At 72.0% G+C, this 20314-nt stretch carries 17 protein-coding genes; 14 read left to right on the top strand and 3 right to left on the bottom strand.

Going from position 1 to position 20314, the window contains the following annotated elements; all coding sequences use genetic code 11:
• Positions 1-67: 67 nt before the first annotated feature.
• On the bottom strand, positions 68-1090 hold the full coding sequence (locus tag FB457_RS19100) for a LacI family DNA-binding transcriptional regulator (protein WP_047017352.1): 1023 nt from the start codon (positions 1088-1090) through the stop codon (positions 68-70).
• Positions 1091-1475: 385 nt separating this feature from the next.
• On the opposite strand from FB457_RS19100, the gene FB457_RS19095 reads away from it, so the two are divergent.
• The 13 genes from FB457_RS19095 to FB457_RS19035 all read left to right on the top strand — a co-directional run bounded on the left by FB457_RS19095 (position 1476) and on the right by FB457_RS19035 (position 15652).
• Entirely contained in the window at positions 1476-2579 is a 1104-nt protein-coding gene (locus FB457_RS19095) for a glycoside hydrolase family 172 protein (RefSeq protein ID WP_047017353.1), read from the top strand.
• Positions 2580-2698: 119 nt separating this feature from the next.
• Positions 2699-4126, top strand: a complete 1428-nt coding sequence (locus FB457_RS19090) for an ABC transporter substrate-binding protein (RefSeq protein ID WP_145782544.1) — start codon at positions 2699-2701, stop codon at positions 4124-4126.
• Positions 4123-5085: a carbohydrate ABC transporter permease gene (locus FB457_RS19085; RefSeq protein WP_047017355.1), complete on the top strand. Its 963-nt coding sequence runs from the start codon at positions 4123-4125 to the stop codon at positions 5083-5085. The genes FB457_RS19090 and FB457_RS19085 overlap by 4 nt, the downstream gene beginning before the upstream one ends.
• On the top strand, positions 5075-5950 hold the full coding sequence (locus tag FB457_RS19080; RefSeq protein WP_047017356.1) for a carbohydrate ABC transporter permease: 876 nt from the start codon (positions 5075-5077) through the stop codon (positions 5948-5950). Before FB457_RS19085 ends, FB457_RS19080 begins: the two co-directional genes overlap by 11 nt.
• 107 nt (positions 5951-6057) lie before the next feature.
• Positions 6058-7476, top strand: coding sequence for an L-fucose/L-arabinose isomerase family protein (locus tag FB457_RS19075; protein WP_047017357.1), 1419 nt, complete (start codon positions 6058-6060; stop codon positions 7474-7476).
• 170 nt (positions 7477-7646) lie between these two features.
• Positions 7647-9224 carry a sugar ABC transporter ATP-binding protein gene (locus tag FB457_RS19070; RefSeq protein WP_145782542.1) on the top strand — a complete coding sequence of 526 codons (1578 nt, stop codon included), beginning with the start codon at positions 7647-7649 and terminating at the stop codon, positions 9222-9224.
• Positions 9225-9231: 7 nt separating this feature from the next.
• On the top strand, positions 9232-10419 hold the full coding sequence (locus tag FB457_RS19065; protein WP_047017359.1) for an ABC transporter permease: 1188 nt from the start codon (positions 9232-9234) through the stop codon (positions 10417-10419).
• Positions 10416-11441, top strand: coding sequence for a substrate-binding domain-containing protein (locus FB457_RS19060; RefSeq protein ID WP_145782540.1), 1026 nt, complete (start codon positions 10416-10418; stop codon positions 11439-11441). Before FB457_RS19065 ends, FB457_RS19060 begins: the two co-directional genes overlap by 4 nt.
• Positions 11442-11446: 5 nt before the next feature.
• Positions 11447-12931, top strand: a complete 1485-nt coding sequence (locus FB457_RS19055; RefSeq protein ID WP_047017361.1) for an FGGY-family carbohydrate kinase — start codon at positions 11447-11449, stop codon at positions 12929-12931.
• A 148-nt stretch (positions 12932-13079) separates the two neighbouring features.
• A complete protein-coding gene (locus FB457_RS19050) occupies positions 13080-13730 on the top strand; it encodes a hypothetical protein (RefSeq protein ID WP_047017362.1) in 651 nt (216 codons plus the stop codon).
• On the top strand, positions 13712-14701 hold the full coding sequence (locus tag FB457_RS19045) for a hypothetical protein (protein WP_145782538.1): 990 nt from the start codon (positions 13712-13714) through the stop codon (positions 14699-14701). Before FB457_RS19050 ends, FB457_RS19045 begins: the two co-directional genes overlap by 19 nt.
• 83 nt (positions 14702-14784) lie before the next feature.
• On the top strand, positions 14785-15372 hold the full coding sequence (locus FB457_RS19040; protein ID WP_145782536.1) for a dihydrofolate reductase family protein: 588 nt from the start codon (positions 14785-14787) through the stop codon (positions 15370-15372).
• Positions 15373-15427: 55 nt separating this feature from the next.
• Positions 15428-15652 carry a hypothetical protein gene (locus FB457_RS19035; protein ID WP_145782534.1) on the top strand — a complete coding sequence of 75 codons (225 nt, stop codon included), beginning with the start codon at positions 15428-15430 and terminating at the stop codon, positions 15650-15652.
• A gap of 129 nt (positions 15653-15781) precedes the next feature.
• Here the strand turns inward: FB457_RS19035 and FB457_RS19030 are convergent, their stop codons facing one another.
• Positions 15782-17041 (bottom strand): PP2C family protein-serine/threonine phosphatase, encoded by a 1260-nt coding sequence (locus FB457_RS19030; protein ID WP_047017366.1) that lies wholly within the window; start codon positions 17039-17041, stop codon positions 15782-15784.
• Between the two features lie 135 nt (positions 17042-17176).
• On the opposite strand from FB457_RS19030, the gene FB457_RS19025 reads away from it, so the two are divergent.
• Positions 17177-17929 carry a class I SAM-dependent methyltransferase gene (locus tag FB457_RS19025; protein WP_145782532.1) on the top strand — a complete coding sequence of 251 codons (753 nt, stop codon included), beginning with the start codon at positions 17177-17179 and terminating at the stop codon, positions 17927-17929.
• An 88-nt stretch (positions 17930-18017) separates the two neighbouring features.
• On the opposite strand, the gene FB457_RS19020 is transcribed toward FB457_RS19025, so the two are convergent.
• Positions 18018-20084, bottom strand: coding sequence for a HelD family protein (locus FB457_RS19020; RefSeq protein ID WP_047017367.1), 2067 nt, complete (start codon positions 20082-20084; stop codon positions 18018-18020).
• Between the last annotated feature and the right edge of the window lie 230 nt (positions 20085-20314).

The following is a 20314-nucleotide window of genomic DNA, read 5'->3' as shown; positions in this document are numbered from 1 at the left end:
TGTTCTGCGTCCCCCCGTCGCCGCGGCCTACGACCCCGCCGCCGTGCGCTACGCCTCCCGCCGTGCGCTACGCCCCCTCCGTCCCCGGGCCCGACGTCGACTCCCTCACCTGCAGTGCCGTCCGCAGCACCACCGTCTGCAGCGGGCGCTCCGTCCCCGCGATCCGCTCCTGCAGCAGCCCCGCCGCCGTCCACCCCAGGTCGTACGACGGCAACTGCACCGTCGACAGCGGCGGGCGGACCAGGGACGCCCACGGGACGTCGCCGAACGACAGCACCCCCGTCCGCGGCGGCTCCGTGCCTGCCTCCCTGAGGGCCTGCAACGCCCCCACCGTCATCAGGTTGTTCGCCACGAACACCGCGTCCGGCGGCGACGGCAGCGCCAGCAGGTCCCGCATCGCCGCCCGGCCGCCCTCGACCCGGAAGTCGGCGTGCCGCACGTACTCCGGCGGCAGCGTGCCCCCGTCCGTCTCCCGCAGGTGGTCGCGCATCACCGCGCGGTAGCCCGCCAGCCGGTCGTCGGACGTGGACGCGCCCTCCGGGCCCGCGATGCACGCGATCCTGCGGTAGCCGCTGCGGAGCAGGTGCGCGGTGGCCTCCTCGCCGCCGTGCTGGTTGTCGACCATCACCGCGTCCACGGACGCGCCCCGCGGCCGCCGGTCCACCGCGACCACCGGCATCCCGCGGCCCTCCAGCACGGACAGGTCCGTCCGGTTCCGCGACGCCGCGGCCACGATCACGCCCGCCATCTGCTCGGCCGCCGCGATCTCCAGATAGCGCCGCTCCTTGTCCACGTCCTCGTCGGTGTTGCACAGCACCACCGACAGGTTCGTCTGCTGCGCCGCGTCCTCCACCCCGCGCGCGAGCGACGTGAAGAACGGGTTCTCGATGTCCGGGATGATCAGCCCGATGACGCTGGCCCGCTGCATCCGCAGCGACCGCGCCACCCGGTTCGGCGAGAAGCCCAGCTCCGCCGCGGTCTTGCGGACGCGCTCCGCGCGTTCCGCGGTGACCCGGCCTCCGTTGAAGACCCGGGAGACAGTGGCCGGCGAGACCCCCGCGGCGCGCGCCACATCGTTGATGGTCGTCACTTCTCCGCTACCTGAACCTCTCACGCAGGCGCGGGAGTCGGCCGCGCGTCCGGTGCCCTGCCGCCCATTCTCCGCCAGTCCGGGGCCCGGTCGGACCGCCTCGGGGCATCGGATACGCGTATCCGGCGGTCCCGCGATGCAGCCCGCGGCGCGGCCCCGGCATCCGGTCGGGTACGTGGACGGGTCGGCGCGGACGGTGTTTTCCACGGTCTCGTACGGACCTCTTGACACCGTCTGGCGTGAACTCTACGTTCGCGTGAAATGGATTTCAAGGGATGTCCGGTGGGGCCGCCTCACATCACTGGAGCCCGCTCAGTCGCTATGCGCGCACTTGGGATGACCCTTCGTCAGCCTCGTACGAAAACGATTTCACAACGGAGCGTCCATGAGCACCACGTTCGGCCTGGATGACCTCGCCCGTACGACCCCCGCCGTCACCCGCTCGATCAGCGCCGAGAACCCCACCGGCGCCAAGGGCGCCGGCGGTGCCGCGACCGAGGGCACCGGCGCCCGGGCCGCCGGCCGGCTCGGCCAGGGGTGGAAGGTCTCCCCGAGCATCGACATCGCCGCCGGCGAGACCGCCGTGCTCGCCGAGATCGACGGGCCGGGCACCATACGCCACCTCTGGTGCACCACCGCCCCGCACGCCGCCTGGCGGCAGACCCTGCTGCGCATCTACTGGGACGGCGCCGAGACCCCCGCCGTCGAGGTGCCGCTAGGCGACTTCTTCTGCAACGGCTGGAGCGTCTTCAGCCAGGTCTCCTCGGTGCCCGTCACCGTCGCCCCCAACGGCGGCTTCAACGCGTACTGGCCGATGCCCTTCCGCCGCCGCGCCCGCGTCACGCTGGAGAACCTCGCCCCCGAGCAGATGACGCTCTACTACCAGATCGACTACGAGCTGGCCGACGTCCCCGCCGACGCCTCCTACCTCCACGCCCAGTGGCGCCGCAGCAACCCCGTCGACGAGTCCGGCATCCACACCCTCCTCGACGGCGTCACCGGCGCCGGCCAGTACGTCGGCACGTACCTCGCCTGGGGCACCAACAGCCCCGGCTGGTGGGGCGAGGGCGAGCTGAAGTTCTACCTCGACGGCGACGAGGACTGGCCCACCATCTGCGGCACCGGCACCGAGGACTACTTCGGCGGCGCCTGGAACTTCGACGTCAAGCCGCACGGCTACACCGCGTACACCACGCCCTATCTCGGCCTGAACCAGATCCTCCGGCCCGACGGCCTCTACGCCAGCCAGCAGCGGTTCGGGATGTACCGCTGGCACGTCCTGGACCCCGTCCGCTTCCAGGAGGACCTCCGCGTGACCGTGCAGTGCCTCGGTATCGGCGCGGGACAGGGCAACGGCCTCAAGCACCGCTACCGCAAGAACCGTGACGACATCGCCTCGACCTCCCTGTTCTACCTGGACGCGCCGTCGAGCGCAGCCCTCCCGGCGACCCCCGGACTGCTCGACCTGGAAGTCGACGCCCCTGACTGAGCCCGCCTGAGCCCGGCTGTGCCCGGCTGAGCCCCGCTGAGCCCGCCTGAGCCCGACCGAGCCCGTACGAGCCCCCGCGCTCCCGACCCCAGCACCCAACCGACAGACAGGGGCACGACATGCTCCACCACGGCAACGGCGCCGTACCCGCCCGGGGCGCCCCCGCGCGCCGCCGCACCCCCGGCGCCCCCGCGCGCCGCCGCACCCCCGGCGCCCCCTCGCGCCGCCGCTTCCTCGGCGGCACCGCGGGCGCGGCCGCCGCCGCGACGGCCGCCGCGACCCCGCTGCTCAGCGGCTGCGGCTCCGCGAGCGCCGACGGCGGCACGCTGAAGTTCTGGCACTTCTACGACCCGAAGGCGTCCGACCCCGCGATGGTCGCCCAGTCGAAGTGGTTCGACAAGCTCGTCAAGGACTGGAACGACACCCACGACGTCAAGATCGAGCCGTACTTCGTCCCCGGCGTCAGCTACCAGGGCTCGAAGATGGTCACCGCCTTCGCCGCCGGTGCGGGACCCGACATCTTCCTGCTCAGCCCCGGCGACTTCACCCGCTACTACAACGGCGGCATCCTCGCCGACCTCACCCCGCACCTCGACGACGGCGTGGTCGAGGACTACGGCACGAGCCTCGCCAGCCGCACCGTCGGCGGCAAGGTCTACGCCCTGCCCATGGAGGTCGAACCGCTGGCGATGTTCTACAACGTCCCCGTCTGGGAGGAGGCCGGCCTCTCCGAGGCCGACATCCCGACCACCTGGGACCAGCTCCTCGACGCCGGGGACAAGATCCGCAGCAAGACCGGCGCCGCCGGCCTCGTCTTCCACACCGACCCCGGCTATTACCAGAACTTCACTTGGTACTGCTGGATGTGGCAGGGCGGCGGCGAGGTGGTCGACAAGGCGGGCAACGTCGCCTTCGACTCCAAAGGCGCCCGCCAGGCCCTCGCGCTCTGGCAGGACGCCGTCGAAGCCGGCATCGCGCCCCGTACGCTCCCCGCCGCCGACGACCGCATCACCGCCTTCACCTCCGGCCTCGCCGGCATGTGGCAGATCGGCATCTGGGAGGTCCAGGCGTTCAAGGCGGGCGCCCCCGACCACGAGTACGGGGTCTTCAAGCTGCCCGTGCCGCCCGGCGGCGAGTACACCACCACCCTCGGCGGCTGGTCGTTCTGCGCCAGCACCCAGGGCGCCAACCCCGACGCCGCGGCCGAGTTCTGCGGCTGGGCCCTCGGCGGGATGTCGGACGAGTCCATCGACCGCACCGTCGAGTGGTGCACGGGCGTGAAGTCCGACATCTCCCCGCGCACCTCCGCCCTGGAGCGCGGCGCGGAGCGCGGCGGCTACGACTCCTGGGCGATGAAGAAGTTCAAGGAGGACATCTTCCCCGGCGGCCGGGCCGAGCCCCGCTACCCGCCGATCGTCTACAAGGCGATCTCCGACGCCATCCAGGCCACCATGCTCGCCGGCAAGGGCGTGGAGGGCGAGGCCGACCGGGCGGCCCAGACCATCGACGCCTTCATGAAGAGCTACCAGGGGGCGAGCCTCGTATGACGAGCATCGCCGCACAGCAAGAGCGCGCCCCCGGCGCCGTGAAGCGCGCCGCCGCGCCCGCGGGCCGCCGCAAGCTCGGCCGCAAGGGGCGCGAGCGGCTGGCCGCCGCGCTGTTCCTGCTGCCCGACACCCTCGGCCTGGGGCTCTTCGTCGTCCTGCCGATGCTGCTGTCGTTCGTGCTGAGCTTCTTCCAGGTCTCGGGCTTCGGCTCGTACGAATGGATCGGCGTCGGCAACTACGAGCGCATGTTCAACGACCCGTACTTCTGGTCCTCGATGTGGGTCACCGCGAAGTACGTCGTCATCCTCGTGCCGACGCTCTTCGTCGTCAGCCTCAGCCTGGGCGTGCTGATGAAGCAGATGCTGCCGGGCATGGCGGTCTACCGCACCGCGCTCTTTCTGCCCCACATGCTGAGTCTCGTCGTCGTCGGCCTGCTCTGGAAGTTCATGCTCGACGACCAGACCGGCGTGGTGAACAAGGCCGCGGGCGAGGCGGGCCTGGGCGCCCGCTCCTGGCTCGGCGATCCCGGCCTCGCGCTGTACGCGGTGATCGCGGTCACCGTCTGGTACTACATGGGCTACTACATGATCATTTTCCTGGCGGGTCTCAACGAGATCCCCCGGGAGCTGTACGAGGCCGCGAAGATCGACGGCGCCGGACCCTGGACCTCGTTCCGGCAGATCACCTGGCCGCTGCTGAAGCCCACCAGCTTCTTCGTCCTCATCGTCAGCACGGTCGCCGCGATCACCGGCACCTTCGACCTCATCTTCGTGCTGACCGACGGCGGTCCCGCCAACGGCACCGCCGTGGCGATGTTCTACATCTACCAACAGGCGTTCGTCTTCGGCGAGTACGGCTACGCCGCGGCCCTGGGCTCCTTCCTCGTCCTGGTGATGGTCGCCCTGTCCTGGCTGATCTTCAAGGCGACCAAGGGCGGGAGGTTCGACGATGAGCATTGACACCCCGGCCGGCGGCACCACCACCGCCGCCCGCCCCACCCCGCTGCGCGGCCCCGGCCGGCGCCGTGCCCGCGCCGGGCTCACCGTGCTGGCCATCGTGCTGTCGGTGCTGAGTGTCTTCCCGGTCCTCTGGCTCATCACCTCGGCGATCAAGCCGCGCGAGGCGGTCACCGACGGCAAGCTGCTCCCCGAGGACGTCACCTGGGAGAACTTCCGCTACGTCCTCACCGAAGTGGCCTTCGACCGCTGGCTGTGGAACAGCTTCTTCACCGCCGCGATCATCACGATCCTCGCGCTCTTCTTCCACTCCATGGCCGCCTACGCCCTGGCCCGCCTCCGCTTCCCCGGCCGCGACGGCATCTTCGTCGTCATCTTCTCCACGCTGCTGATCACCCCGCCGGTGATCCTCATCCCGCTCTTCATCGTCGTCCGCGAGATGGGCATGCTCGACAGCTACGCGGCCCTCATCATCCCGCCGCTCTTCAACGCCTTCGGCATCTTCCTGCTGCGCCAGTTCTACCTCGGCATCCCGCGGGAGCTGGAGGAGGCGGCGATCGCCGACGGTGCGGGCTACTGGCGGATCTACTGGAGCATCATCCTGCCGCTGTCCCGGCCCATCCTGGCCGCGCTCTCGGTGTTCTTCTTCCTCGCCAACTGGAACGCCTTCGCCTGGCCGCTGGTCGCCACCAGCAGCGAGAACCTGACCGTCACCCAGGTCGGCATCGCGTCCTTCACCACCCAGTACGGCTCGAACTGGAACTACATCCTCGCCGCCGCGGTGGTCGCGGTGATCCCGATGCTGATGCTGTTCCTCTTCTTCCAGCGCCAGATGGTCGAGTCCATCAAGACCTCCGGCCTCAAGTAACGCGCCGCCGCCGCCCGCCCGTACGCGCAGACGTCACCCCGCGCGCGTACGCCCACCGCTCCACCGTCACCACGCATCACAACCGCACGCAATTGGAGGCCAGCCACATGGCACGCATCGGTCTGCTGTCCATCTCCGACGGCCGGGACTACGTCCAGCGGGACGTACGCGACCACGTCTCCCGCGCCGCGCGCGAGCTGGCCGCCATGCTCACCGACGCCGGGCACGAGGTGATCGTCGCGCCCGAGCACGTGGAGTCCAACGTCCTCGCCACCTCGCAGGCCCGCTGGCTCGCCGAGCGGCACGTGGACGTGACGATCTTCCACCACTCCGTGTGGACGTTCCCGCACTTCACGATGTTGGCCGCCGAGGCCACGCCGGGGCCGGTCCTGATGGTCGCCAACCTCGACCCGCAGTACCCCGGCATGGTCGGCCTCCTCGCCGGCGCCGGCGGCCTGGACCAGATCGGCCGCGTCCACGCCCGCGCCTGGGGCGACCTGGCGGAGCCGGCGGTACGGGACCGGATCCTCACCCACGTCCGCGCGGGCGCCGCCGTGCAGCAGTTGCGCGGCTCCACCTTCGGCCGGATCGGCGGCCGGCCCATGGGGATGTACACCGCCACCGCCAACACCGACCAGTGGATGAAGGTCTTCGGCGTCGATGTCGAGGAGATCGACCAGTGGGAGATCGTGCGGCGCAGCGAGAACGCCGACGCGGCGCGGGTGAAGAACGCCCGTACCTGGATCGAGCGGCACGCGGCCGGCGTCCACTACGACGGCGACCGGCTCACCCCCGAGCTGCTGGAGCGGCAGATCCGCTCGTACTACGCGATGCGCGAGCTGATCGAGGAGTGGAACCTGGACTTCTCCGGCATCAAGGGCCAGCCGGAGCTGACCGCTCACTTCGCCACGATGGACGTCGCCGAAGCGTTCCTCAACGACCCGTACGACTGGGAGGGCCCCAAGGAGACCCACGTCACCTCCACCGAGGCGGACATGGACGCGGCGATGACGATGCAGCTCCTCAAGCTGCTCTCCGGCGACCCCGTGCTCTTCGCCGACATCCGCCACTACGACAGCGACAAGCAGGTCTGGGACCTGTGCAACTCCGGCCAGCACGCCACCTGGTACGCCGCCCGCTCCGACGACCCCGCGGAGAACATGCGGCACGTCAACTTCCTCCCGGAGGTCTTCTACTTCCCGGCCGGCGGCGCCTCCGTCCAGCACCTGGCCGCCCCCGGCGCGATGACCTTCGCCCGGCTGACGCGGCTCCGCGGCGAGTACCGGATGCACGTGATGCGCGGCGACCTGGAGCAGTACGACGCGGAGACCAACGAGCGGATGATGCGCGCCACCACGTGGGAGTGGCCGCACGCCTTCGCGCGGCTGAGCCCCACGGCGGAGGAGTTCCTGACCCGCTTCGGCAGCAACCACATCCACGCGGTCCCCGGCGACTACGTCGCCGACCTCCGCGCGGTCTGCGACCAACTGGGCATCGCGTACGACGGCTTCGGGGACGCGGAGTAGCCGCGGGCTCCGGCGGCGGGGTTCCGCGTCGCTGCCGGCCGGGTCGTCACCGGTGCTTCGGCCGGAGCGCGCGGGGCGGCCCCGGGGCGCAGCCCCCGGATGGGGCGACGGGCCCGGCCACCGCAGAACCAACCGTCTGACAAGCAACGGAAGGGGAGGCATCCAACCGCATGTCCAGCGACGCGAAACCGTTACTCGCGATGCGCGGGATCGCCAAGTCGTTCCCCGGGGTGCGGGCGCTCAGGGGAGTCGAGCTGACCGTGCACGCCGGGGAGGTGGTCGCGCTCCTCGGCGAGAACGGCGCGGGCAAGTCGACGCTCATGAACGTCCTCGCCGGGGTCCACCCCGACTACGAGGGCGTCATCGAGCGCGACGGTGTGCCCGCCGCCATCCACTCGCCCAGGGACGCGCAGCGGCACGGCATCGGAATGATCCACCAGGAGCTGAACCTCGTCCCCGAGCTGTCCGTCGCCGAGAACGTCTTCCTCGGCCGCGAGCTGCGCACCGCCCGCGGCACCGTCGACAAGAAGGCCCAGGAGGCCCGCGCCCGCGAACTGCTCGCGGGCCTCGGCCTGGCCGTGCCGCCGCGGCGGCCGGTCAAGCACTGCCGGCTCGCGGAGCAGCAGCTCATCGAGGTGGCGAAGGCACTCAACCTCGACGTCCGGCTGCTGGTCATGGACGAGCCGACGTCGGCGCTCGCCGACGCCGAGGTACGCCGCCTCTTCACCGTCATCCGCGACCTGACCGCCCGCGGCGTCGGCGTCGTCTACATCTCCCACCGCCTGGAGGAGCTGGAGGAGATCGCCGACACCGTCACCGTGCTGCGCGACGGCGCGTACGTCGGCAGCCGCCGGATGGCCGAGACCACCCGGGCCGAGCTGGTCCGGCTCATGGTCGGCCGCCCCCTCGGCGAGCTGTTCCCGCGCCGCGCGGAGCAGCACCGAAGCGGCGAGGTGCGCCTCGCCGCCGAGGGGCTGACGTACGTCGCGCAGGACGGCGGCCCGTCGCTGTACGACGTGGACCTCTCCGTACGGGCCGGGGAGATCGTCGGGCTCGCCGGGCTGATGGGCGCCGGGCGCAGCGAGGTGCTCCAGGCGCTCTTCGGCCACTACGGGACCCGGGCGCACGGCCGGATCACCGTGGACGGCCGCCCGTACCGGCCGCGCAGCCCCGGCCACGCGCTCCGCCGCGGCCTCGCGCTCGTCGCCGAGGACCGCAAGGGGCAGAGCCTCGTCACGGCCAACACCGTGCGCTTCAACGGCTCGCTCGCGGCCCTCGCCCGCTACCGCACCCCGTGGCGCACGGTGCACAGGCGCCGCGAACGGGCCGCGGTCGCCGGGCAGATCGAGGCGCTGAAGGTGAAGACGCCCGGCATGGAGACCGCCGTACAGCACCTGTCCGGCGGCAACCAGCAGAAGGTCGTGCTCGCCAAGTGCCTGCTGACGAAGCCCAGCGTGCTGCTCATGGACGAGCCGACGCGCGGCATCGACGTCGGCGCCAAGGCCGAGATCCACCGGCTCATGGACGAGCTGGCCGCGCAGGGCACCGCGATCCTCGCGGTCTCCTCCGAGCTGCCCGAGCTGATCGGCATGTGCGACCGGGTGCTGGTGCTCTGCGAGGGCCGGCTGACCGGCGAGTTCCACCGCGATCCGGCGCACGGGCCGCAGGCCGGCCAGGAGGCCATCCTCACCGCGGCGATGGCGCGCGAGACCGTCACCACCCACCACCTTCGAGGAACGCGGAGCTGAGGCGGAGATGACCAAGACCCAGCCGGACGCGGCGACCGCCGGCGACGGGGGACCGGACGGGGCCGTGTCGCGGGCCCGGCGGATCCTGCCGGTGCTCGGCTCGCTCCAGGCGTACATCGGCCTGATCCTCATCGTCGCCCTCGGCGTGATCACCAAGGGCGACGTCTTCCTCAACCAGACCAACCTCACCAACGCGGTGGGCGCGTTCGCCACCCGCGGCATCCTCGCGGTCGGCGTCACGCTCGTCATCCTGGCGGCGGGCATCGACCTGTCGGTCGGCTCGCTGATGGGCTTCGCCTCGATGTCCGCGGCCATCATGGTGGCGCACCACGACATGCCCGTCTGGCTGATCGTGCCGGCGTGCATGCTCATCGGCGCCGGCTTCGGCCTCGCCAACGGCATCGGGACCGCGTGGCTGAAGATTCAATCGTTTGTCATGACTCTGGCGATGATGTCGATCGCCAGAGGGCTCGACCGCAAGATGAGCGACAACGAGTCCGTCGGCACCCTCGTCGCCGGACCGGACGGCGAACTCACCGAGAACTCCGAGTCGTTCCAGAAGCTCGGCACCCCCGACAACAACGTCCTCGAAGGCATCCTCGGCCCGGACGGCATCTACTTCCCCGTCCTCGCCTTCCTCATGGTCTGCGTCGTCTTCCACCTGCTGCTGTCCCGCACCACCTTCGGCCGGCACGTCTACGCCGTCGGCGGCAACCCCACCGCCGCCCGGCTCTCCGGCATCAACGTCACCTTCGTCATCATCGCCGTCTTCACCCTCTCCGGGATGCTCGCCGGCTTCGCGGGCCCCATCGACGCGGCGTACAGCGTCTCCGCCGACCCGCAGGCCGGCTACACCTACGAACTCGACGCCATCGCCGCCGCCGTCATCGGCGGCGCCTCGCTCGCCGGCGGCAAGGGCACGATCATCGGCACCTTCGTCGGCGCGCTGATCCTCACCCTGCTCGACAACGTCCTCGGCCTGAACGCCGTGGACGACAACTGGCAGTTGGTCATCAAGGGCTCGATCGTCGTCCTTGCGGTCGTGCTGCAACGCCCCGACCTGCTGCAGAGCATCAGGAACGGCATCGACAGGCTACGCGGCGGCCGCTCCCGCACGGGACCGGACCGCACCCCCGCCAAGGCCCAGGTCCCCGGCCCCGCACCCGCACCCGCCTCTGAGGAGACTCCACGATGAGCAGCAGCACCAGCAGGCACCGCACCCGCACCCTCCGCCGCGCGCTCACCGCCGCCACCGCCGTGCTCGCCGCGACCGCCCTGGCGGCCGGCTGCGCCTCCAAGACCGAGGAGGGCGGAGGCGGCGGCGAGAAGGGCGCGGGCGACGAGTTCGTCATCGGCTACTCGCAGGCCAACAACGCCGAGCCGTACCGCGCCCAGCTCAACAAGCAACTGGAGCATTACGTCAAGGACTATCCGGACCTCAAGCTGCTGCCCATCGCCGACGCCCAGCAGGACAACGCGCAGCAGGTCAGCCAGATCCAGCAGTTCGTCCAGCAGAAGGTCGACATCCTCATCGTCTCGCCGAACGAGCCCGCCCCCGTCACCCCCGCCGTCGAGCAGGCGTGCGCCGCGGGCATTCCCGTGATCATCCTGGACCGCACCGTCGACACCGAGTGCTACACCTCCTTCATCGGCGGCGACAACCGCGAGATCGGCAAGAAGGCGGGCGAAGCCGTCGTCCGCGAGCTGCCGGACGGCGGCAACGTCGCCGAGCTGCGCGGCCTGCTCTCCACCGAGCCGCAGAAGCAGCGCCACGACGGCTTCATGGAGGCCATCGGGGCGAACCCCGGCATCAAGGTCGTCGAGGAGCGCGAGGGCAAGTGGCTCCAGCCCGAGGGCACGAAGATCATGCAGCAGTGGCTCGCCCGCGGCACCGACATCGACCTCGTCTACGCCCACAACGACCCGATGGCCATCGGCGCCCAGCAGGCGGCGAAGGCCGCGGGCAAGGACGAGATCACATTCATCGGCATCGACGGACTCGCCATCCCGGACGGCGGCATCCGCGCGGTCCAGCAGGAGCGGATGGCGTACACCTACCTGTACCCGACCGGGGCGGAGGAGGCCGCGAAGACCGCGGCCGACATCGCCGCGGGCAAGAAGGTGGAGAAGAAGCAGATCCTCGGCACGGTGGAGATCACCAAGGAGAACGCCGAGGACGTCTACGCCACGTACGACATGAGCGGGAAGGTCGACTGACAACCATGGGGCTCCTCCTCGGCATCGACATCGGCACCTCGTCGTCCAAGGGCGTGCTCGTCCGCGGTGACGGCACGCTCGTCGCCCAGGCCGTACGCGAACACGCCACCTCCACCCCGCGGCCGGGGTGGGTCGAGCACGATGCCGAGGAGGTGTGGTGGGCGGACTTCACGGCGCTGGCCGCGGAGCTGACCACCGCGGCGGAGGAGGGGATCGACGCCGTGGGGGTCAGCGGCATCGGGCCCTGCCTGCTGCCCGTCGACGCCGCCGGCGCCCCGCTGCGGCCCGCGATCCTCTACGGGGTCGACACCCGGGCCGGCGCCGAGATCGAGGCGCAGACCGCCAGGTACGGCGCGGAGGCGGTCATCGCGCAGTGCGGCTCGCCGCTGACCAGCCAGGCCGTGGGGCCGAAGCTGGAGTGGCTGCGCCGGCACGAGCCGGAGGTCTACGCCCGTACCCGCCGCTGGTACATGGCCAGTTCGCTCCTGGCGCACCGGCTCACCGGCGCGTACGTCCTGGACCACCACTCCGCGAGCCAGTGCACGCCGCTGTACGACCTGCGCGAGCGGCGCTGGATCGCGGAGCGGTGTGAGGAGATCGCGCCGGGCCTTGAGTGGCCGGAACTGGTGTGGCCCGCCGACGTCGTCGGCGAGGTCACACCGGCCGCCGCTGCCGCCACGGGCCTGCCCGCGGGCATCCCCGTCGTCGCCGGCACCGTCGACGCCTGGGCGGAGTCCACGGCGGTCGGCGCCACCGGCGCGGGCGATCTGATGCTCATGTACGGCACGACCATGTTCCTGGTCAACGTGGTCGAGGAGCCGGTGTCCAGCCCGAAGCTGTGGGGTACGGCGGGCGCGTTCGCCGGTACGTACTGCCTCGCCGCAGGCATGGCCACCTCCGGCGCCGTCACGGGCTGGCTGCGCGACCTCACCGGCTCCGACTACGCCACCCTCGTCGCCGAGGCCGCCGCCGTCCCGCCGGGTGCCGAAGGGCTGCTGATGCTCCCCTACTTCGCGGGCGAGCGCACCCCGCTCTTCGACCCCGACGCCCGCGGCCTCGTCCACGGCCTCACGCTGCGCCACACCCGCGGCCACCTCTACCGCGCCGCGCTGGAGGCCACCGCGTACGGCGTCCGCCACAACCTCGCCGCGATGACCGGGGCCGGCGGCGCACCGGCCCGCCTCGTCGCGGTCGGCGGCGGCGCGCGCGAGCTGTGGACGCAGATCGTCTCCGACGTCACCGGCAGGGAGCAGGAGATCCCCAGGCACCTGATCGGCGCCGCGTACGGTGATGCGTTCCTGGCGGCGGTCGGCGCCGGTACGGCGGCACCGGCGGACATCGCCGCCTGGAACCCGGTCGAGTCGACCGTCACCCCGGACCCCGCCGCGGGCGCCGTCTACGCGGACCTCTACGGCCACTACCTCGACCTCTACCCGGCGACGAAGGACGTCGCCCATGCGCTGGCCGCCCGCCAGCACGCGGACGCCTGACGCGTACGGAACGGCCGCAGCTATCACGCTTCTGTGACCGCATGGTTGCTTTCCTGCCATCGAAGACGCCACCCGGCTTCGCTAATCTCGTTGAGGCACGACGGGGGCAGGTGGCTCCCCTCCCCGAGACGACGGAGGGAACCGCGCCATGAAAGCGCGTAGTGCAGGTGCATCGGCGGTGGCCGCGGCGCTGGGAGCCGTGCTGCTGCTGGCCGGCTGCGGCGGTGACGACGGGGGTCCGTCGTCCGGTGACAGGATCGAGGGCGCGAAGACGGGCAACAAGGAGCCGTCCGGTGACCCGTCCGAAAAGGAGCCCGGCGCTCCGGAGTTCGACCTGCCGGACGACGTGAAGGTCGAGATCGCCGAGGACGCGACGGGGGACGAGGAGAAGGACGCGATCCTGCGGGACCACGGCTACGCGCTGATGGCCCAGCAGGAGGCGTACGCCGCCACCGAGGCCACACCGAACTTCGAGCAGTACTGGGACGGCGAGGCCGCCGCCACGTTCGAGGCCGACTTCGCCGCGTACCGCAAGGACGGCATCACCATCACCGGGCTCGACACCTTCTACTTCCGCGAGGTCACCTCGCTGAAGGGCGACCGCGCCGTTGTCGCGTACTGCGAGGACCAGAGCGAGGCGTACGTGAAGGACGCCGAGACCGGAAAGGTCGACAAGACCCCGGCCGACCTGGACTCTTACATCGACGCACGTGCCACGATGGAGAAGAGCGGGGACATCTGGAAGGTCGTGGACTACCAGGCAACCAGGGGGAGCAAGGAATGTCGCGACGAAGCCTGACACACCGATCAACCGTCACCGCCACGGTCGCCGCGCTGGCCTGCGCGATGCTGCTCGCCTCAGCCGGCGGCGCGGCGGCGGAGCGGCCTACCGGCACCACCACGCCCGGCGCGGACACCGGTAACGGGGACATCGGCTCCAGCGTGCAGTTCACCTACCACAGCCCCGGTGGCGGACAGCCCATGACCAGCTCGACCGGCAACTGGTCGCCGCCGGTGTGCTGGTTCGAGCCTCGCTACACCAACGACGCGCTGGCCAAGCACAACGAGGAGATGGAGGACAAGGGCCCGCTGGAGGGCATCGACCACGAGACCGCGGAGAACCGCAAAGAGGAGACCGACGCCCACAAGGACAAGGACGGCATGTGGTGGGAGCGCACCCCCGTCATGTCGCCGCGCTCCTGTGAGATCGGCGAGCTGTGGATCTGGGTGGACCGCGGCGACCCCGACCCGCCCGCCGACGCCGTCGACCCGGAGATCCTCGCGGGCCTGGCGTACGACAGGACCAAGCTCCCGGCGCCGCCGGTCGACCTGAAGCCGAACGCGGACCGCAACGTGGTGAACCTGCCCACGAAGATCGAGTTCAGCGAGCCGCTGGACCGCGTGTGGACGACGGCGAGCCTCGTCAACGAGCAGGCGGGCGTCAACATCGCGGCCACGACCGTCGCCGAGCCGGTCTCGCTGCGCATCGACGCGGGCACGGAGTACGCCGAGCCGTCCTCCTGCACGTACGACCTGGTGCAGGCGGACGGCGGCTACCAGGTCGACAGCGACGGCTCCGGCTGCAACATCACGTACCGCAAGTCCTCGGGCGAGGGCGCGTACTCCATGGAGGCGCAGATCGTCTGGGACGTCACCTGGAGCCCGACCGCGAGCCCGGACGGGACGCCGCAGAACGACGACCTGCCGGACGGGCTGTCGGTGTCCGAGCAGGACGTGACCGTGAAGGAGATCCAGACGGTCGTCCGCTGACCTCGCTGTTTATGCTCGTGACGGCGCCCTCGGCCGGAGAGGCCGGGGGCGCCGCGATCTTCTGCTGAACAAAGGAATCCGCCGTGCGCAAGCTCGTCTACTACATCGCCGCCACCCTCGACGGCTTCATCGCGGGACCGGACGGCGCCGACCCGACGGGCCCCGGCGGCTTCTGGCCGCTGCCCGCGGACTACGTGCAGTACCTCGCCGCGCACTACCCCGAGACGCTGCCCTTCATGGCCCGCGAGGCGCTGGGCGTCACGGCGGAGGGCAGCAGCTTCGACACGGTGCTGGAGGGGCGCAAGTCGTACGAGATCGGGCTGGCGGCCGGCGTCCCCGACGCGTACCCGCACCTGCGCCACCTGGTCTTCTCCACGACCCTGGGGGAGAGCCCGGCCGCGGCGGTCGAGGTCGTCGCCGGGGATCCGGTCGCGCGGGTGGCGGAGCTGAAGCAGGAGGAGGGCAAGGACATCTGGCTGATCGGCGGCGGCGCGCTGGCGGGGGCGCTGTACGGGGAGATCGACCGGCTGATCGTGAAGCTGGCGCCGGTGACGACGGGCGCGGGGATCCCGCTCTTCGGCCGCGAGGCGGCGTTCGACCCGCGGGTGTGGAAGCTGACGGAGCACGAGGCGGTGGAGAGCGGGGCGTTGTTCCTGACGTACGACCGATGAGAAACGGGCCGCCGGGGCATCCAAACGTTCGGAAGTAGTCACGACCGAACGGAGAATGACCCATGCGTCGGCGGAGGAGATCGTCGCGCTGGTCGCGCTGGACCGGAAGGTGGCCACGGGCCGGTGGGGGAACCTGACGCCGGAGCGCCTGGACGCGGTGGCGGGATCGTTCGGTCCCGAGTACCAGGAGGCGTTCGACTTCGGCACGGGCGCCGCGAGGCCGGTGGACCCGGCGTTCACGGAGTTCACCCCGCCGCGGTTCCTCCGCCCGACGCGGTAGGGACGCAAGAGCAGGGCGGACAGGGACAGGCCAGGGCCGGGCGGCAGCGGCGTGCGTCGTGGGGGAACGCACGCCGCTGCCCCCTTCCTCGGCAGGACTCAGCAGCTCGGTGTCACCCGAACGGCCCGCTTACAGGCGGACGACCACCAGGGCGGTGTCGTCGGTGAGGCCGGTGGGGGGGATGAGGTCGGCCAGCAGTGCGTCGGCGAGCTGCTCGGGATCTGCGGCGCCGTGACGGGCGATCGAATCGGCCAGCCGCGCCAGGCCGACGTCGATGTCCTCGTTCCGGCGCTCGACGAGACCGTCGGTGTACAGGACGAGGGCACAGCCCTCGGTGAACGCCACCCGGGCCTCGGGGCGGGCGCTGCGCTCGGGGCGCACGCCGAGAGGCGGATCGGTGGCCTGTGCGAGGTAGGTGACGGTGCCGTCCGGACGCCAGAGCGCGGGAGGCAGGTGGCCGGCGCTGCTGTACGTGAGGGAGCAGCCGGCCCAGTCGATGAACACGGCGGCGGCGGTGGCGGTGGCCGCGGCGTCGACGTTCCGGGCGTACCGGCCGAGGACTTCCAGGGCCTGGGCGGGGCCGCCCGCGACGAGCGAGGCGGCGGAGAGCGCGCTGCGGAGCTGGCCCATGACACCCGCTGCCCGCAGTCCGTGGCCGACCACGTCGCCGACGGCGACGACGGTGCCGTCGCCGCCGGGCCGGTCGGCGATGTCGTACCAGTCGCCGCAGACGTTCAGGGACGCGACAGCGGGCCGGTAGCGCACCGCGGCCCGGTGGTGACCGAGCGGGTTGGGCGCGGGCAGCATCGCATCCTGAAGCTGGAGGGCGACCTCGTGCTCGCGTGCGTGCGCCAGGCGCAGACGCTCGTTGAGCTCCTGCAGCTCCCGGCCTCGGGCGTAGAGGTCGGCCTCAAGCACCTGGGTGCGCTCGTCGCCGCCGCGCGCCCGGACGAGTTCGGTGACCTCCTCGACCCGGTGCAGCAGCAGGGCCACGGTCCCGTCCGGCGCGAAGACGGGCGCGTTCACCAGGCTCCAGTACCGCTCCTCCCACACCCCGGGCTGGTCGGGCGACTCCACGTCGTAGCGCTGCAGGGCCATGGCGTCGCGCTGCCCGGTGGCCGCGACCCGGCGCAGGGAGGCGGCCAGGTTGCGCGTGCCGCTCGCCTCGGGGTTGTCGGGGTTGTCGGGAAAGACGTCGAAGACATAGCGGCCGATCAACTGACTGCGGCTCCGCCCCGACGTCGAGCAGTACGCATCGTTGGCGTCCAGGTAGGCCAGGTCCGTGGTGAACAGCGCCGCCGCCGTCGGCATGGCCTGGAAGACGGCCTCGTAGTCGATCACGGGTCCGCTCTCCGTCCGTTGCCCGCGCCACGTAGGTCCCGGTCCCATATCCCTTCACGGTAAGGCCGGACGGCGGGATCCGCCCGTCGTGTTCGGCCGGCCGGGGGGTCGTCGGCCCCCGTCCGGTGCGCTTCGCGTGCGGCCGGGCCGCCCGGTGGGCAGGGTCGGGAAGCGGTTGGGGCTTTGCCGGTCGCCGCCGCACACGCCGACTGCCGACGAGGAACGACATGGCCCCGGATCCGACGGAAGCCCTGCGCGCGGAGTTCGCCGCCAGCCTCGGCGACGGCAGCCCGAGCCCGTGGCGCGCGGCTCGTCACCACCGGAGACGGAGCCCTCGGCTACCCGCCCCGCGCCCCCTACTCCCGCTTCATCGCCACCGCCGCACTCCGCTCCGTACCCCGGGCGCTGCTGGAGCAGGCGGAGGACGGCGCCGTGATCGTCGCCCCGATCGGCTTCGGACTGATCCGGGCGGCGGTCACCGCTCCCGGCCACGCCGAAGGCCGCTTCCTGCCGACGCCCGCCCTCTTCATGCCCCTCCGGGCCCCCGCGGGCGGCGGCCCGGACCTGACCGGCGCGCGGGACCGGCCACCGGAGTCCACGTCGCTGCGGGTGAGTGACGTGCTGGCCGGCCGGTGGGCGTTCCCGCTCTCCCTCGCCCTGCCCGGCTACAACGCCGTCGCGTGGCGGGCGGACGACGGCGCGGTGGCCGGCATGTGCCTGTGGACGGAGGACGGTTCGACGGTCCTGGCGCAGGCGGACGGCGACGTCCGGCAGACGGGCCCGCGGCGGGTGTGGGACACCGTGGCGGAGGTCGCGTCCCTGTTCCCGGGCGGCCGGCCGGCCCGGGAGGACTTCGGCATCACCGTCACGCCGCGCGCCCAGCGGTTCTGGTACGGGACGCCGGAGGGCCCGTCCTGGCCGCTGCCGGCGGGGTGACCCGGGCGCGCCGTGGCGCCGCGGGTCCGGGCGGGTCCCGGCAGGTCCCCCGCAGGTCGGCAGGGACCGCCGCCGCGGCTACGGCGGCTCACACCGCCAGCTCCGGCGGCAGCGGCTCCGCGTGCAGCACCGTCAGCCCCGACACCGCCCGCGTCAGGCACACGTACAGCCGCCGCAGCCCCGTCCGTACGTCCGGCTCCGCCGCCACGATCGTCGCCGGGTCGTCCAGCACGACGTAGTCGTACTCCAGGCCCTTCGCCAGCGACGCCGGCACCAGCGTCAGCCGCGCCTCCGACGACGTCTCCTCACCCGGCGACAGGAACGGCAGCCCCGCCGCCGCCAGCGCCGCCCCGAGCGCGGCCACCCGCCCGTCCGCCGCGATCAGCCCCACCGAGCCCTCCCGGGTCCGCAGCACCGACCCGCACGCCTCCGCCACCGAGCCGTCCAGCGCGGCCCGCGGCAGCGCCCGTACCGCCAGGTCCCCGGCCGACTCGCGGATCGACGTCGCCTCCTTCAGCCCCGGCGCGATCGAAGGCAGCAGCCGCGACGCGTACGCGATGACCTCCCGCGGCACCCGGAAGCCCTGCGTCAGCTCCTCCACCACCGCGTCCGGCTTCCCCAGGTGCGCGAGGGCGACCGCCCAGCTCTCCGTCGCCCACGGCGTCGTCCCCTGCGCGATGTCCCCCAGCACCGTCGCCGACCCCGTCGAACACCGCCGCCCTACCGCCCGGTACTGCATCGGCGACAGATCCTGCGCCTCGTCCAGCACCACGTGCCCCAGCGACGGCGTCCGCTCGACCACGTCCCGCGCCTCGTCGATCAGCACCGCGTCCGCCGCCGACCACCGCGCAGAGCGCACCCCCCGCGGCGCCTTCTCCCACAGCAGCAGCCGCTGCTCGTCCGCGTCGAGGATCCCCTCCGCGTGCGCGGCGAGGAAGCCGGCGTCCGACAGCAGCCGCAGCACCAGCTTCACCGGGTCCACCGCCGGCCAGATCGCCTTCACCGCCGCCTTGACCGCCGGGTTCCGCGCCACCGCGTCCTGCACCCGGTCGTCCGGCGCCTCCCCGGCCCGCTCCATCCGTACGAGCACGGCGTGCGCGATGCGCTGCGGCAGCGCCTCCCGCGCCGAGTTGTAGCGGATGTCCCGCGCGAGCAGCTCCCGTACCAGCTCCTCCACCTCGTATGCGGGCACCCGCCACCGCCGCGACCCGCGCACCACCACGACCGGCTCGGTCGGCATCGTCACCCCGGCCCGTACCGCCCGCCGCAGCACCTCCGCCATCCGCGCGTCGCCCTTGAGCCGCGCCACCGGCGCCGGATCGGACCCCCGCACCTCCACGTGCGCCACCAGCTCCGCCACCGTCGCCTGCTTCACGTCCAGCTCGCCCAGCGTCGGCAGCACCTGCTCGATGTACCGCAGGAAGGAGTCGTTCGGCCCGATCACCAGCGTCCCCGTGCGCGCCAGCCGCTCCCGGTGCGCATACAGCAGGTACGCCACCCGGTGCAGCCCCACCGCCGTCTTCCCCGTCCCCGGCGCCCCCTGCACGCACACCGTCCCGCCGATCTCCGCCCGCACGATCTCGTCCTGCTCGGGCTGGATCGTCGCCACGATGTCCCGCATCGGCCCGACGCGCGGCCGCTCGATCTCCCGCTGGAGGAGGGCGCTCGACTTTGCCGCCTCGTGGGGGTCGGTCAGATGCTCGTCCTCGTACGCCGTGATCTCCCCGCGGTCGTACCCGAACCGGCGGCGGAGGGACACATCCATGGGGTCCTGCTTCGACGCCCGGTAGAAGGGCTGCGAGACCGGCGCCCGCCAGTCGATCACCATCGGGTCCCCGTCGGCGTCGTGCACGTGCCGCCGCCCGATGTAGAAGTGCTCCCCGGGGCTCCCCTCCCGCGCGTAGTCGAGCCGCCCGAAGAAGAGCGGGGTGTCGGCGAGGTCGGCGAGGGCCTTGATCCGCAGGTCGATCTCGGCCTGGAGGACTTCGCCGCTCACCCAGCTCGCGGTGACGTCCGTGAGGTCGAGCGCCTCGGCGTCGGCGCGCATGGCGCGCAGTGCGGTACGGGACGCGGCGAGGTGGGCCCGCTCGCGGACGAGGGGGGCGGGGGGAGCGGGGCTGGGGGCGGTGCCGGTCGTAGGGGTGGGGTCGGACATGGTGGAACAAGCCTCCGGCGGCTGGCGGTACGGTCACGGGCGTGGCGTAGGCCGCCGGTTTCCGACCGGCAGGCGGCACTCCCGGCGTGCGAGATCAGCCGGTGAGGCGGGGGCAGACGCGCGAGCATACGGGCGGGGAGGCGGACCGGTCCAACGAATTTCGCCGCGGGGGCGAATGGCCGGTACTGCGCTGGCGTCCGGCCGTGTGCGGCAGTTGTCTGTACGCCGAC

The sequence above is a fragment of the Streptomyces sp. CNZ287 genome (genome assembly GCF_007827615.1).
The sequence above is the reverse complement of the archived record's forward strand: the minus strand, read 5'-3'. Positions and strand labels throughout refer to the sequence as shown.